This window comes from Alkalihalobacterium sp. APHAB7, assembly GCF_048323755.1.
In the GTDB taxonomy this organism is placed as follows: Bacteria; Bacillota; Bacilli; order Bacillales; family Bacillaceae_F; genus Alkalihalobacterium.
This window is the reverse complement of sequence record NZ_JBLWFS010000005.1, coordinates 1-15,595: the sequence shown is the minus strand read 5'-3', so window position 1 is coordinate 15,595 and position 15,595 is coordinate 1. Positions and strand designations below refer to the sequence as shown.

The following is a 15,595-nucleotide window of genomic DNA, read 5'->3' as shown; positions in this document are numbered from 1 at the left end:
AGGATGTGAGTATAGTGGCTAACGACCATCCGAAAGTGTATATAGAAATCATTAAGCAACTAAATCAAATTATTCGAAACGACCAATTAAAAAGCGGAGATCGCCTCCCATCTGAGCGTGAGTTAAGTGAACGTCTTCAGGTGGGACGTTCTTCTGTAAGGGAAGCTTTTCGAGCACTTGAATTACTAGAGTTAATTGAAACACGTCGCGGCGAAGGAACGTTTATAAAAAAAGTAGGAAGTCATCGATTAGTAGAAATTATCTTATCTTTTATATTAAATGATGATAGTGCTAGAGAAGATTTAGCTGAGACAAGGAAGATCGTTGAGGTTGAAGCGTTACGATTAGCATGCCAACGTATTACAGATGAACAAATTGTTAGATTAAAAGAACTAATTGAGCAATCAAAAAGTGAATGGAGTCATGGAGATTTTCCTGTCGAAGAGGATTACTTATTCCATAAAACAATTGTAGAAGCATGTCATAACGTTCTTATGTTGAATTTATGGATGCCGTTAGTTGAATATAACAAAGTTTCTATTCGGGAATCGCTAGCTCGTGAAGGAAGGCCCGAAGCATCTATTGCCGAACATGAAGAAATTTTTGAAGCCTTGGCGAGGAAAAACGAAGAAGACGCTGTCAAAGCTTTAGAAAAACACTTGAAAAACAGTCGATTTTAATCGGTATTCCACGAACGATTAATCGGTCCATTTATTGCGATTAAAGAAATTAGTATGATATGATAATGTAAAATTTTGATAGAAAATATATCTCTAGTTAGAGAGAGGTGTCATTGTGTTAAGAGACTTTTTTTCAAAAAAGAAAAAGTATGCAACGATCCCATCTGAGCGTGCCAAACAAGAAGTGCCAGAAGGATTAATGACCAAATGTCCAGTGTGCAGAACGATCATGTACACAAAAGAATTAAAGAAAAATTTATTCGTCTGCTCTTCTTGCGGACATCACCATAGAATGACTGCTTATGAGAGAATTGACAGTTTAGTCGAAGCAGGAACATTTGAAGAGTTTGACAAAGAGATGATAGCGAAGGATCCATTAAACTTTCCTACATATCAAGAAAAGTTAGAGCAGGATCGAGAGAAAACAGAACTAAATGAAGCAGTTGTGACTGGCCGCGGGAATATGGACGGTTATCCTGCTGTTATTGGGGTCATGGATGCACGCTTCCGAATGGGAAGTATGGGTTCTGTTGTCGGTGAAAAGATTACACGTGCTATTGAACAAGCTATTGATAGAAAAGAACCTTTTATCCTATTTTCTGCTTCAGGTGGAGCGAGAATGCAAGAAGGTGTATTAAGCTTGATGCAAATGGCAAAAACAAGTGCTGCACTCCAGAAGCTAGATAAACAAGGTGGCTTATTTATATCAATTATGACCCACCCTACCACAGGAGGAGTTTCTGCTAGTTTTGCCTCTCTTGGTGATTATAACTTTGCAGAACCGAAGGCTTTAATTGGTTTTGCAGGTCGAAGAATTATTGAGCAGACCATTCGTCAAGAGCTTCCTGAAGATTTTCAAACCGCTGAATTTCTATTAAAGCACGGACAACTTGATAGAGTAGTTCATCGTAAGGATATGAAAGACACACTTGTAAAAGTTATTTCAATGCATCAATAAGTTAGGAGGTGGAATAGATGTCTGAGTTGAGTTTTGAAAAACCGATTGTAGAACTAAAAGAGAAAATTAAAGAACTTAAATCCTTTACACAAGAAAAGGATATTGATCTTTCCGCTGAAATTGTAAAGTTAGAATCAAGACTTGAACAGTTGGAAACGGAAATATACGGAAATTTAAAACCTTGGGAACGTGTACAAATTGCGCGTTTAGGTGACAGGCCGACTACACTAGACTACATTGAAAACCTATTCACTGACTTTATTGAAATGCATGGAGACCGCTTATATGGCGATGATGCAGCAATTGTCGGTGGAATTGCCAAGTATAAAGGAAATCCAGTAACGATTATTGGACACCAGCGTGGGAAAGATACGAAAGAAAATATTCGCAGAAACTTTGGTATGCCACATCCTGAAGGGTTTCGAAAAGCTTTACGATTAATGAAACAAGCCAATAAATTCGGACGACCGATTATTTGTTTCTTAGATACAAAAGGAGCATATCCTGGAATGTCAGCTGAAGAGAGAGGGCAAAGTGAAGCCATTGCTCGTAATTTACTGGAAATGTCAGGGTTTGCCGTTCCTATTATTTGTGTTGTCATCGGTGAAGGAGCAAGTGGCGGTGCTCTAGCAATTGGGGTAGGGAACCGAATTTATATGTTAGAAAATACTTGGTTTTCAGTTATTTCTCCTGAAGGTGCAGCTGCTTTGCTTTGGAAAGATGCAGGTCAAGCCCAACGTGCAGCAGATACGATGAAAATTACGGCGCCGGATTTAAAAGAGTTAGGGGTTATTGATGATATTATTCCTGAAGTCAGGGGCGGGGCTCACCGTGATGTGAAAGAACAAGCAAAACTGATTGACAATATCATCCAAAAGGCATTAAATGAAATGTCGTCTCTTTCTCCAGAAGAGCTTGTTGAGGATCGACATAAAAAATACAAAAATATTGGGCAATATACGTTTGTAAACGATACCATTGGCATAAGATAAGGAAAAGTGCTTTCTATCAACTATAGAGAGCACTTTTCTTTTCAAAATAGAGCTATTGTTTTCCTTATTTCAACATGGTAGATTGAATAATGCAGATACACACGTAAGGAGGAAAAAGAAATGAAAAAAATTGGTGTGTTAACTAGTGGTGGCGATTCACCAGGAATGAATGCTGCCATACGTGCGGTTGTTCGTAAGGCAATTTTTCATGAGTTAGAAGTGTACGGTGTTTATGGTGGTTATTCCGGTCTAATTACAGGAGAAATAAAGAAATTAGAAATTGGATCCGTTGGTGATATTATTCATCGTGGAGGAACAATGTTACATACGGCACGCTGTGAAGAATTTAAAACAGAAGCCGGCCAGAAAAAAGCAATTGAGCAGTTAAAGAAGTATGGCATTGAAGGATTAGTCGTTATCGGTGGTGACGGTTCGTACCGTGGTGCGCAAAAATTAACGGAACATGGATATCCTACTATAGGGGTACCTGGAACAATTGATAATGACATTCCGGGTACGGACTTCACGATTGGATTTGATACAGCATTAAATACAATCATTGATGCCATTGATAAAATTCGTGATACAGCCACTTCCCATGAGCGAACATATGTTGTAGAAGTTATGGGGCGAGATGCAGGAGACTTAGCATTGTGGGCTGGACTAGCAGGTGGTGCCGAATCAATTATTATTCCTGAAGCCCCATATGAAATGGAGCAAATTGTAAGTCGTCTAAAAAGAGGACATCAGCGTGGTAAAAAGCATAGTATTATCATTGTTGCTGAAGGCGTAGGAAGTGGAATTGACATTGGGCAAAAAATCCAAGAGGCAACAAGCTTAGAAACACGTGTGACAGTACTAGGTCATATTCAACGCGGCGGTTCACCAACTGCAGCTGATCGTGTACTAGCAAGTCGGTTAGGGGCAAAGGCTGTAGAATTGTTACTTGAAGGGCAAGCTGGAAGAACAGTAGGGATCCAAAGCAATAAACTTGTTCACCACGACATAAATGATATTCTTCAAGTAAAACATAGTATTGATAATGAAATGTATAAACTTTCACAGGAACTGTCAATATAAAACGATTTCTTATTTAAAACAAATAAAACACAACTTGTGAAGAGTTAAACAATTATATTGGGAGGAATACTATAACGATGCGTAAAACAAAAATAGTATGTACGATTGGTCCAGCTAGTGAAACGGTAGATAAATTAGTCGCTTTAATGGAAGCTGGTATGAATGTAGCACGATTAAACTTTTCTCACGGGGATTTCGAAGAGCATGGCGCAAGAATTAAAAATATCCGTGAAGCAGCTGAAATTACGGGTAAAAATGTAGCAATTTTATTGGATACTAAAGGTCCAGAAATTAGAACACAAACGGTTGAAGGTGGATCAGTAGAACTTAAGCAAGGGCAAGAATTATTGATTTCTATGGAAGAAGTAGTTGGCACCTCTTCAAAAATTTCTATTACATACCCTGGACTTATCCATGATGTACACCCTGGGTCTAAGATTTTGCTAGATGATGGCTTAATTGGATTAGAAGTTATTGAAGTAGGAACTAATGAAATGCGAACCAAAGTACTAAATACGGGTATTTTAAAAAATAAAAAAGGTGTTAACGTTCCAAATGTAAGTGTTAATTTACCTGCTATTACTGATAAAGATGCTGAAGATATTAAATTTGGAGTTGAGCAAGGTGTTGACTTTATTGCTGCTTCATTTGTAAGAAGAGCATCTGACGTTCTAGAAATGAAAGAACTATTAGAGAAGTATAATGCATCAGATATCCATATTATTCCTAAAATTGAGAACCAAGAAGGTGTGGATAATATCGATGAAATCTTACAAATTGCTGATGGCTTAATGGTAGCGCGTGGTGACTTAGGGGTTGAAATTCCTGCCGAAGAAGTACCGCTTGTACAAAAAGAATTAATCAAAAAGTGTAACGCTGTTGCAAAACCTGTTATTACTGCAACACAAATGCTTGACTCGATGCAACGTAATCCTCGTCCAACTCGAGCAGAAGCAAGTGATGTAGCGAATGCTATCTTTGATGGCACAGATGCGATTATGTTGTCTGGAGAGACGGCAGCTGGGGATTATCCGGTTGAATCTGTACAAACAATGCACACGATTGCACAACGTACAGAAGAAGCACTAAACTATAAAGAAATGCTTTCTAAACGTATTAAAGATACTCGAATAACGATTACAAGTGCAATTAGTCAATCCGTTTCTCATACAGCTTATAACTTAAATGCATCTGCAATCCTAACAGCAACTGAAAGTGGATATACAGCTAAAGTAACAGCCAAATATCGACCTAAATCACCAGTTATCGCAGTAACAAGTAGCGAAAAGGTATTACGGCGTTTAGCGCTAGTTTGGGGTGTTGTTCCACAACTAGGAAGAGAAGCATCGACAACCGATGAAATGCTCGATATTACTGTACAAGCTGCGATGGGCTCAGGTTATGTTAAGCACGGTGATCTAGTTGTTATTACAGCAGGAGTACCGGTTGGAGAAACGGGTACAACAAACTTACTAAAAGTACATGTAATTGGTGAAATTGTTGCCAAAGGACAAGGTATAGGTCGAAGAACGGCTACAGGGAAAGTAGTTGTGGCAACCACAGCTGAAGAAGCAAACGAAAAAGTAAATGTTGGAGATGTTTTAGTGACACTAAGTACCGATAAAGATATGATTCCGGCATTTGAAAAAGCAGCTGCAGTTATTACAGAAGAAGGTGGTTTAACTTCGCATGCAGCAGTTGTTGGCTTAAATTTAGGGAAGCCTGTAATTGTTGGTGTTGAATTAGCTACTGAACGATTTAAAGATGGAGAAGAAGTAACAGTCGACAGTACAAGAGGCGATATTTACAGTGGACACGCTAGTGTTTTATAATTAGAAAAGAAGGGGTTCTCCCTTCTTTTTTTAGATTATGACTTGCCTAAAGAACATGGGTGAATTACCGTTGAATATAGGCTCAAAGCTAATGGAACTATAAAGCTCTATATCTTATAGTAGTTGAAAAATTACCTGCCATTTTTTAAGTCTTTAGGTAGTTAGAAAGTAGGTTTTAATATTGTTTCGATTGTTACTATTGTTAATAATAATTGTTCCGGCATTAGAAATTGGAGTATTGATATTATCCGGAAATTATTTAGGTGTGTGGCCTACTGTTTTTCTTGTTGTGCTAACAGGAGTATTGGGAGCATGGTTAACTAAGCGAGAGGGGCTTCAAACCTTACGTCTGGCACAATTACAAATGCAACAAGGCCAGTTACCTAGTGGTGTGATCCTAGATGGAATATGTATTTTAGTTGGGGGAGTTGTTCTACTCACCCCAGGATTTATTACGGACTTTATTGGTTTTTATTTATTAATTCCATTTACTCGAGCAACAGCAAAAGCCTTCTTAATGAAGATTTCGCAACGAATGATTAATAGTGGTAATTTCATTTTTATTTCTAGAAAGTAACATCCGGTTCGTTTTAACTCAATAAACGTTATACACATTAGACACAAAAAGGTTGGGGTGAATTTAAGTAACCCCAACCTTTTTGTGTCTAATTATATTGCAAATAATGTTATAGTTTCATCTGTTATTTAATCTGTGATTTCAGATATTCTCCATGTTTTTGAAGCTCCTTATTTACGGCAGCAGTTACACCTTTTTCTGCAAAATAAAATCACGAATATCATGAAATACATTTGCTTTATAAAGTGTATTTAGAAAAACTAAGCTAGCTGGTCCAATCATTAGTCCAAGAAAACCAAATAATTGAAAGCCGACAAATAAAGCAATTAACATTGCTAAAGGATCAACCCCGATACTGCTTGATAAAACTTTAGGCTCTAATAATTGACGTTGAATTAAAATAACTCCATAAAGGACACAAAGACCGATCGTTAACGATAGTTGTCCCGCAAAAAAAGTATATATAATCCATGGAATAAAGATAAGGCCTGTTCCTAAGTAAGGGATTAAATCAACGATTGCAATAACCACAGCAATTGTAAAAGGATAATCTACCTTAAGGAATAGCAAACCAGAAAGTACAAAAACAAATGTAATTGAAATCAATGTAAGCTGGCCAACCATATAGCCGAAAAGAGCTTGTTTTAAATCATTGAGTACTTTTATTGAACTTTCGGTAACTTTATGTGGTAAAGTTTTTCGAACGAAACGCGTTATTTTATACCAATCCTTACTAATAAAAAAAGTGGCCATGATCGTAAAAATAAATACAGTTGCTAAGTTCGGCAGTGAAATAAGGAAATCTGATAATCCATTGAAAATTTTCTGAACCGCTGTTCCTGCAGTCGTTGCAATTTCTGAACTGAACGTTTGAATATAATTCATGATCGTTGACTGCTGTTCGGTCTCTAACGAATTGATTGAACGAATAATTTGATCATAAATCGGAAGTAATGTCGTAAAAAAGAATCGCTCCAAATAAAGAACTAGTGTATTTATATGATAAGGAAGTACGTTAGCCAAGTGGTTTGATCCAGAGATGATTTCAGCGATGAAAAAAGTGATAAGACCAGAAAAAATAGTCAGGATTAGTAAAAGTGAAATTAGAACGGCTACCGCTCTGTTTAACTTCCAACGAAATTCTAAAAAATTGACGAGTGGATTAATAATAAATGCTAGTATAAATCCAAATAGAAAGGGGTAGGTTACCGATGTAACATAATACGAGCTTATAAACACGAGAAAAATAATGAAGATAACAAAAAGAATACGCAAAGCTAAAGATAATTGCTCTTTGTTCAAAAAATCGCCCCCTAATGCTCTGCTTGTACATCATATGAACATAGAGTGAAAAAAATGAGGCGAGTCTCAAAAATAAGGTAAATTACAAGGCTTTTTTTCGTAAACGCTGTTGTTTTGGACGTTTTCAAACTTTCCGCACAGCGTGAAGAGCGATCTACAATAACCTGACTAGAAATAGCATTTTTATATCAATATAACGATCATAATTTATCATAGAGAAGCTGTGTACTATAATAGAAGCTAAAAATATTCTTCTATTATGAAACATAGCGAATATTGAGAAATTATGATATGATGAATTCTGAGGATTGTCTATGGAGGAAGGATGAACAGTTAATTTGTTGTCTCAATCATCATTGTTTTTACTGATTTTACTAGTCATTAGCTGGTTAGGGAAAAACCAGTCTTTACTAGTAGCTGTTGTTGCACTCCTATTATTAAAGTGGACTGGGCTAGGTGATAAACTCTTTCCAATTATACAAGCAAAGGGGATTAATTGGGGAGTAACAATCCTTACGATTGCCGTTTTAGTCCCCATCGCAACTGGTGAAATAGGGTTTAAGCAACTTACAGAATCACTTAAATCATCGTATGCATGGATTGCATTATTTTCTGGAATAGCCGTCGCCTTAATTGCAGCGAGCGGAGTGGATCTTTTGAAAGACGACCCGCACATTACGACAGCGTTAGTACTAGGAACTATTTTGGCTGTTGTATTGTTTAAAGGTATAGCTGTAGGACCTTTAATCGCCGCAGGAATCGCATACTTAATTATTCAACTTATATCAATTTTTACAACTAATGGAGGCTAATTTTGCCTCGTTCGCTATTGTCAGAAAACTCAGATTAGTAAAACTTTTCACGATGAGTGATGAATATCTCGATTAAACGTTCACAAAATCTTAAAAAATGTTTATAATGTAAGTTGATTGAAACTTCCTTCCTACATAGTTTTTAGATGGAAATGTAAGCATTTACTTTTCCTCGTGTAATATCTGTATGAATATAACAGGGTAAAAGGAGAGGTTGAGAAATGAGTACTACAAAGGGTCTTGAAGGAGTTGTAGCAACAACTTCTAGTGTGAGTTCTATCATTGATAGCGTTTTAACTTATCAAGGATATGATATTGATGATCTAGCTAATAATGCAACATTTGAAGAAGTAATTTATCTGCTTTGGAATGGTAGATTACCGAAACAAGATGAGCTTGATCAATTAACAAAGGATTTAGCGGATAACGCTGACATTCCTCAAGAAGTTTTAGAGTTTATGAAAGCTTACCCAAACAAGGATGTTCATCCAATGGCGGCTCTTCGTACAGCTGTTTCTAGTTTAGCTTTATATGACGATCAAGCGGATGTAATGGACGAGCAAGCTAATCGCCTTAAAGCTATTCGTTTACAAGCCAAAATACCAACGCTTGTAACAGCGTTTTCTCGTATTCGTGAAGGTAAGGATCCAATCGCTCCACGTAAGGATTTAGGATTTGCTGCAAACTTCCTATATACTTTAACAGGAGAAGAACCAGATGAGATCGCTGTGAAAGCATTTGATAAAGCGCTAGTTCTTCACGCTGACCATGAGTTAAATGCGTCAACCTTTACTGCTCGTGTCTGTGTGGCAACTTTGTCTGATGTGTATTCTGGAATTACAGCTGCAATTGGTGCATTAAAAGGACCTTTACATGGTGGCGCTAACGAAGCTGTTATGAAAATGTTACATGAAATCGGTGAAGTTGAAAATGCTGAGCCATACATTCGTCGTGCTTTAGATAATAAAGAAAAGATTATGGGCTTCGGTCACCGTGTATATAAAAATGGTGATCCACGTGCAAAACACTTACGTGAAATGTCTAAAAAGTTAACAGCTATTACTGGTGAACCTAAGTGGTATGAAATGTCAATTAAAATTGACGAAATGGTAAGTGGTGAAAAAGGCTTACTACCGAATGTTGATTTCTATTCAGCAAGCGTATACCATAGTCTTGGAATTAAATATGACTTGTTCACTCCAATCTTTGCAGTGAGTCGTACTTCTGGATGGTTAGCTCACATCTTAGAACAATACAGCAACAACCGTCTAATTCGTCCACGTGCAGAATATGTTGGTCCAGACAAACAAGTTTACGTTCCAATTGACCAACGTTAATAAGATTATTAGTGTATAATGTCAGGAGGAGGAAACTCCTCCTTGTACATATTTTATTGTTAAAAACATAGAATGATTTCTGTGTTTTTAACTAATCTTAGTTAGGGAGGTAATTGTGATTATGGCAAATGGAGAAGCAATTAAGGTAAATAATGGGGTTTTAGAAGTACCAAATAATCCAGTCATTCCGTTTATTGAGGGAGATGGAATTGGACCAGATATTTGGGCAGCTGCTTCAAGAGTATTAGATGCTGCAGTTGAAAAAGCATACAACGGTGAAAAGAAAATTGAGTGGAAAGAAATTCTTGCTGGTGAGAAAGCATTTAATGAAACAGGCAACTGGTTACCAGAGGAAACTCTTGAGGCTGTACGTGAATACATAATTGCGATTAAAGGACCGTTAACGACTCCAATTGGTGGAGGGTTCCGTTCATTAAACGTTGCACTTCGTCAAGAATTAGATCTATTTACTTGTTTACGTCCTGTACGTTATTTTACAGGTGTTCCATCACCAGTAAAACGTCCTGAAGATACTGATATGGTGATCTTCCGTGAAAATACTGAAGATATTTATGCGGGTATTGAGTATCAATCTGGTTCTGAAGAAGTTAAGAAATTAATCAGTTTCTTACAAAATGAATTGGGTGTTAACAAAATCCGTTTCCCAGAAACTTCAGGTATTGGTATTAAGCCAGTATCCCAAGAAGGTACTTCACGTCTAGTACGTGCCGCTATTCAATATGCAATTACTGAAGGACGTAAGAGTGTTACACTAGTTCATAAAGGTAACATCATGAAATTTACTGAAGGCGCATTTAAGAACTGGGGTTATGAGCTTGCTGAAGTAGAGTTTGGAGACAAAGTATTTACTTGGGCTCAATACGATGCAATCGTAGAGCGTGATGGTAAAGATGCTGCAAATGAAGCGCAAGCAAAAGCAGAAGCTGAAGGCAAAATCATCGTTAAAGATGCAATTGCTGATATCTTCTTACAACAAATCTTAACTCGTCCAGCTGAGTTTGATGTAGTTGCAACAATGAACTTAAATGGAGATTACATTTCTGATGCACTAGCTGCTCAAGTTGGTGGTATCGGTATTGCACCAGGTGCAAACATTAACTATGACACTGGTCACGCTATTTTTGAAGCTACTCATGGTACTGCTCCTAAATATGCAGGCTTAGATAAAGTAAATCCATCTTCAGTATTACTATCTGGTGAATTAATGCTTCGTCACCTTGGATGGACTGAAGCTGCTGATTTAATCATGGGCTCAATGGAAAAAACAATTGCAAGTAAAGTTGTAACATATGACTTCGCACGCCTAATGGAAGGCGCAACTGAAGTGAAATGTTCTGAATTTGCAAATGAACTTATTAAAAACCTTTAATACCCTTTAAGTTTAGATTTTATCAAGGAATGTGTTCAACTTTATTGAACAACATCTAATATGGTTGTCTGAGATAAAGGATTTAATCATCTGGACTTTTCAAACAACCACTAATAACGCAAAGGGAGTGGTGAATAATGGCAATCAAACGCAGAAAGATTTCTGTAATTGGTGGAGGTTTTACGGGTGCAACAACTGCACTTATGGTAGCGCAAAAAGAATTAGGAGATGTAGTACTTCTAGACATTCCACAGATGGAAGGCCCAACTAAAGGAAAAGCATTAGACATGCTTGAGTCTACACCTGTTCAAGGTCTTGACTCTAATATTATTGGTACTTCTAACTATGAAGATACTGCTGGGTCCGATGTTGTTGTTATCACTGCAGGTATTGCACGTAAACCAGGTATGAGCCGTGATGACCTAGTTAACACAAACGCTGGTATCATGAAAGCTGTTACTAAAGAAGTTGTAAAACATTCACCAGAGTGCTATATTATCGTATTAACTAATCCTGCAGATGCTATGACTTACACTGTATACAAAGAGTCAGGATTCCCGAAAAATCGCGTATTAGGTCAATCAGGTGTTCTTGATACCGCTCGTTTCCGCACATTTGTTGCTCAAGAATTGAACGTATCTGTGGAAGATGTAACTGGTTTTGTTCTTGGTGGACATGGAGACGATATGGTACCACTTATCCGTTACTCCTATGCTGGTGGAATTCCATTAGAAAAACTTATTTCAAAAGATCGTCTTGAAGCAATTGTTGAACGTACACGTAAAGGTGGCGGTGAGATCGTTGGTCTTCTAGGAAACGGAAGTGCATACTATGCCCCAGCCGCTTCATTAACTCAAATGGTTGAAGCGATCCTGAAAGATAAGAAACGAATTATCCCTACAATTGCTTACTTAGAAGGCGAATATGGATATAGTGATCTATATGTAGGAGTTCCTACAATTATCGGTGGAGACGGTATCGAAAAAGTTATTGAATTAGAGTTAACTGCTGAAGAGAAAACGGCTTTAGACCAATCTGTTGAGTCTGTTCGTAACGTAATGGCAGCTTTACCGAAAGCATAAACAACGATAAATAGGAATTAACGAATGACACACGCAGTCTTGCTGCGTGTGTCATTTTTTATAGGCCCTTTTCTAAAAGGTTGTTGCTTTTAGCTATTGGACCGTAACCAAAGAATTTTATTATGATAAACATAGCTACACTACATAAGTTGTGTGTTGCTATGTGAAACATATATACTTTTTATTAATCGTTTCTATTGGCGTTTCATACCTAGTGTGGAGCATTTTAGGATTATGTTTCAAAATGCAACAAAGTATACGAAAAAACTTTGAGAAAGAGTCTTGGGTAAAGTAAATGAAAAAAATTCTCAATAGAATTTACATGAAATTTACATTCATTTGCTATAATCAAAATAAAGATTACAATTTTAAATAACCTTAATATCGGAGGACGCTATGACACAAAGATTATTAGTTGTAGATGATGAAGAGTCGATTGTAACGTTACTTCAATTTAACTTAGAACAAGCAGGGTATGAAGTAGTGACAGCTATGGATGGGGCATCTGCACTTGAATTAGCGCAATCACAGCCATTTGATTTGATCGTTTTAGATTTAATGATTCCCGAACTGGATGGATTAGATGTCTGTAAGCAAATGCGTTTAAATAAATTAATGACACCAATTTTGATGTTAACCGCTAAAGATGATGAGTTTGATAAAGTTTTAGGCTTAGAGTTAGGTGCGGATGACTACATGACAAAGCCTTTTAGTCCAAGAGAGGTTGTTGCAAGAGTACGGGCTATATTAAGAAGGGTTGGTCAAAGTCAAAGTGACCAAGAAGTATCAAAAACTGAAGGTACAGTAATTAGTGTTGGTGAAGTCGATATTTATCCAGAAAACTACGAGGTACAGTATAAAGGGCAGCCGATGGATTTAACACCAAAAGAATTTGAGTTGCTTTTATATCTAGCGAGTCATAAAGGAAGAGTATTGACTCGAGACCAATTACTAAATGCAGTTTGGAATTATGAATTTGTTGGAGACACACGGATTGTGGACGTTCATATTAGCCACTTAAGAGAGAAGATTGAACCAAATACGAAAAAACCGATTTATATTAAAACCATTCGTGGGTTAGGTTATAAATTAGAGGAGCCTCAATTAAATGGGTAAGTTTCGATTTCGATTAGTGTTTTCATTACTTGCAGTCACGCTTATCGTGCTCGCAAGCCTTGGACTAATCATTGGTCAATTATTTAAGGATTTTTATTTTGAAAGTATTACGGATCGATTAAAAAAAGAAGCTGAGTTAGCAGGATTCAGTGTACTAGAATCAGGGTTGAGTGAAAATGGGCAATCTCAGGAAATGGCACTAAAAATAAGTGAGAAGCTTGACACGAGGGTAACAATTATCTTAGCTGATGGAACAGTGGTTGGGGAATCTTCCTCTGATCCGCAACTAATGGACAATCACATTGATCGACCTGAAATTCAGTCTGTAATTGAGGGGGAAGGCCATTATGAAATTCGATACAGTGATACGGTGGGTAAAGAACTTCTATACTACGCAGTTCCAGTTGAAGAAGCTGGAGAAACGATAGGGTTTTTACGTCTTGGAATTCCGTTTGAAGAACTTAATAAGATGAATCAAAAAATTTGGGGGCTTCTCATTTTTAGCTTTTCACTGGCCTTCTTCGTGATTGTTTCGGTTTCTTATCGAATAGCGAACCAAATGATTCGTCCAATCGAAGCAGCGACGAAAGTGGCAAACTCTCTTGCTGAAGGAAATTATAAGGCTCGAACGATGGAAAGTAGTCATGATGAAGTAGGTCAACTAAGCCGTTCGATTAATGTACTAGCTTATAACTTGGACCAAATTACAAGAAGACACCAAATTCAACAAGAACGAATGGAAACGTTAATTGAAAATATGGGAAGTGGTTTAATCTTTATTAATCCACGAGGAGATATTTCGCTTATTAATCGGTCATGTAAAGATATTTTCCAAGAAGATACGGACTTATGGTTAAACCGTTTGTATCACGAAGCATTAAAGCATAAGGAAATTATAAAAATTGTACAAGATATTTTTATGACGGAAAAGAAACAACGGAAACAAATAAAATTGCCAATTCACTTAGAAGTACGGCACTTCGATGTCTATGGAGCACCCATTATTGGGGAGGACGAAAAGCTCCGGGGGATCGCTCTTGTCTTCCATGATATTACGGAATTAAAAAAATTAGAGCAAGTGAGAAAAGACTTTGTTGCCAATGTTTCTCATGAATTGAAGACACCAGTGACTTCTATTCGAGGATTTGCTGAAACACTTTTAGATGGAGCTATGGAAGAACAAAAGCTCCGCGAACAATTCTTAACGATTATCTGGAAAGAAAGTGAGAGGCTCCAAAACTTAATTCATGATCTCTTAGAACTTTCGAGAATTGAGCAGCAATATTTTAAATTAAATTGGCAGAAAACGAACATATCAGATATTGTAGAAGATGTTCATACCCTATTAAGACCAAAAGCAGAAGAAAAAGATATTCAACTAAATATTAAGTGTATCGGTGACACAGTTATTGATGGTGACCCTGTGCGGATAAAGCAGATCGTTATTAATCTTGTGAACAACAGTATTACGTATACTCCAGCAAGCGGTGAGGTCTTAGTTGAAGTAGAGGAACAAGATGAAGATGTGGTCTTGAAGGTAAGAGATACAGGGATCGGGATAAGTGAAAGCGAATTACCTCGTATTTTTGAGAGGTTTTACCGAGTGGACCGGGCAAGGAGCCGTAACTCAGGTGGAACGGGACTAGGTCTAGCAATTGTAAAGCATTTAGTAGAAGCCCATCATGGTAAAATTGATGTTGAAAGTCATGTAGGAAAAGGTACATTATTTATTCTTATATTTAATAAAGAAGCGAAAGCTGAACATGGCTTTTTTATGAATCATAGAAGTACAAACAATGAATTAGATGTTTAGATGCAAAGTAGTTATATTTACAAAATATTAACATTACCTTCATTCTAAATTTACGGTTGAAAGATATAATTATCTCGAACGGTTTCATCAATGCCTGTAAACTGGATGTTTATGCTCATCCCTTCATTCAGTTTACGGAAGTTGTTTTACATCCCCTTGTTAGGACAAAAGCTTCCCCTTAGCTTTTGGCCTATTTTTTTTTGCGAAGATAAGCTGTAGTATTCCTCTTTTTCAAAGCGGCTGCCGGTAACTATTGTTGCCGTGTATCTTTTACCATATATGGCAAGGCTCTAGCCTATACATCTAAAGCCGATCACATCCATTTTTGTATGAGTAGCTTCAGTGTATTTATAGCGCGAAATTAGCGGCCTCACAGACCCTTATTTCTGTAAAAATTGCTCTTTTTTTAATATAAAGGACTCAGCGGCTCTTATTTACTACTTTTCGTGATGTTTTTGAATAAATCTAAACAAATAGGGTCCTCTCAGTCCTCTAAATGATAAAGTCCATATAATTGTGTAAAAAGAATAAGCCATATCAATTTCTGGTTACAATGTTTTCAACCACGAAAAACCGTAAAGGAGAAATTGATATGACTCAAATTAAGTTTACCCTAAATATGGA

13 protein-coding genes are annotated in these 15,595 nt (G+C 37.0%); 12 read left to right on the top strand and 1 reads right to left on the bottom strand.

All coding sequences use genetic code 11. From position 1 onward, the window contains the following. Positions 1–14 precede the first annotated feature (14 nt). The 6 genes from ACNSTQ_RS07005 to ACNSTQ_RS06980 all read left to right on the top strand — a co-directional run bounded on the left by ACNSTQ_RS07005 (position 15) and on the right by ACNSTQ_RS06980 (position 6,119). Complete coding sequence (locus ACNSTQ_RS07005) at positions 15–680, top strand: FadR/GntR family transcriptional regulator (protein WP_418199141.1); 666 nt, start codon at positions 15–17, stop codon at positions 678–680. Between the two features lie 115 nt (positions 681–795). Beyond that, positions 796–1,638 carry an acetyl-CoA carboxylase, carboxyltransferase subunit beta gene (accD, locus tag ACNSTQ_RS07000; protein ID WP_418199140.1) on the top strand — a complete coding sequence of 281 codons (843 nt, stop codon included), beginning with the start codon at positions 796–798 and terminating at the stop codon, positions 1,636–1,638. A 17-nt stretch (positions 1,639–1,655) separates the two neighbouring features. Beyond that, positions 1,656–2,630, top strand: coding sequence for an acetyl-CoA carboxylase carboxyl transferase subunit alpha (gene accA / locus ACNSTQ_RS06995; RefSeq protein WP_418199139.1), 975 nt, complete (start codon positions 1,656–1,658; stop codon positions 2,628–2,630). A 120-nt stretch (positions 2,631–2,750) separates the two neighbouring features. Then, positions 2,751–3,710, top strand: coding sequence for a 6-phosphofructokinase (gene pfkA / locus ACNSTQ_RS06990; RefSeq protein WP_418199138.1), 960 nt, complete (start codon positions 2,751–2,753; stop codon positions 3,708–3,710). 77 nt (positions 3,711–3,787) lie between these two features. Further along, positions 3,788–5,542, top strand: a complete 1,755-nt coding sequence (pyk, locus tag ACNSTQ_RS06985; RefSeq protein WP_418199137.1) for a pyruvate kinase — start codon at positions 3,788–3,790, stop codon at positions 5,540–5,542. Between the two features lie 181 nt (positions 5,543–5,723). Then, positions 5,724–6,119 (top strand): FxsA family protein, encoded by a 396-nt coding sequence (locus ACNSTQ_RS06980; RefSeq protein WP_418199136.1) that lies wholly within the window; start codon positions 5,724–5,726, stop codon positions 6,117–6,119. Positions 6,120–6,305: 186 nt separating this feature from the next. On the opposite strand, the gene ytvI is transcribed toward ACNSTQ_RS06980, so the two are convergent. Then, complete coding sequence (ytvI, locus tag ACNSTQ_RS06975; protein WP_418199135.1) at positions 6,306–7,421, bottom strand: sporulation integral membrane protein YtvI; 1,116 nt, start codon at positions 7,419–7,421, stop codon at positions 6,306–6,308. 338 nt (positions 7,422–7,759) lie between these two features. Between ytvI and ACNSTQ_RS06970 the strand changes: the two genes are divergently transcribed. The 6 genes from ACNSTQ_RS06970 to pnpS all read left to right on the top strand — a co-directional run bounded on the left by ACNSTQ_RS06970 (position 7,760) and on the right by pnpS (position 14,971). Further along, complete coding sequence (locus tag ACNSTQ_RS06970; protein ID WP_418199134.1) at positions 7,760–8,233, top strand: DUF441 domain-containing protein; 474 nt, start codon at positions 7,760–7,762, stop codon at positions 8,231–8,233. Between the two features lie 221 nt (positions 8,234–8,454). Further along, positions 8,455–9,570 (top strand): citrate synthase, encoded by a 1,116-nt coding sequence (gene citZ / locus ACNSTQ_RS06965; protein ID WP_418199133.1) that lies wholly within the window; start codon positions 8,455–8,457, stop codon positions 9,568–9,570. A 121-nt stretch (positions 9,571–9,691) separates the two neighbouring features. Further along, positions 9,692–10,960: an NADP-dependent isocitrate dehydrogenase gene (gene icd, locus ACNSTQ_RS06960; RefSeq protein WP_418199132.1), complete on the top strand. Its 1,269-nt coding sequence runs from the start codon at positions 9,692–9,694 to the stop codon at positions 10,958–10,960. A 137-nt stretch (positions 10,961–11,097) separates the two neighbouring features. Then, on the top strand, positions 11,098–12,042 hold the full coding sequence (gene mdh, locus ACNSTQ_RS06955; protein ID WP_418199131.1) for a malate dehydrogenase: 945 nt from the start codon (positions 11,098–11,100) through the stop codon (positions 12,040–12,042). Between the two features lie 396 nt (positions 12,043–12,438). Further along, the gene (locus ACNSTQ_RS06950; RefSeq protein ID WP_418199130.1) at positions 12,439–13,158 is read left to right on the top strand and encodes a response regulator transcription factor; all 720 of its coding nucleotides are present in this window, start codon (positions 12,439–12,441) and stop codon (positions 13,156–13,158) included. Further along, positions 13,151–14,971 carry a two-component system histidine kinase PnpS gene (gene pnpS, locus ACNSTQ_RS06945; protein ID WP_418199129.1) on the top strand — a complete coding sequence of 607 codons (1,821 nt, stop codon included), beginning with the start codon at positions 13,151–13,153 and terminating at the stop codon, positions 14,969–14,971. The genes ACNSTQ_RS06950 and pnpS overlap by 8 nt, the downstream gene beginning before the upstream one ends. The last annotated feature ends 624 nt before the right edge of the window (positions 14,972–15,595 follow it).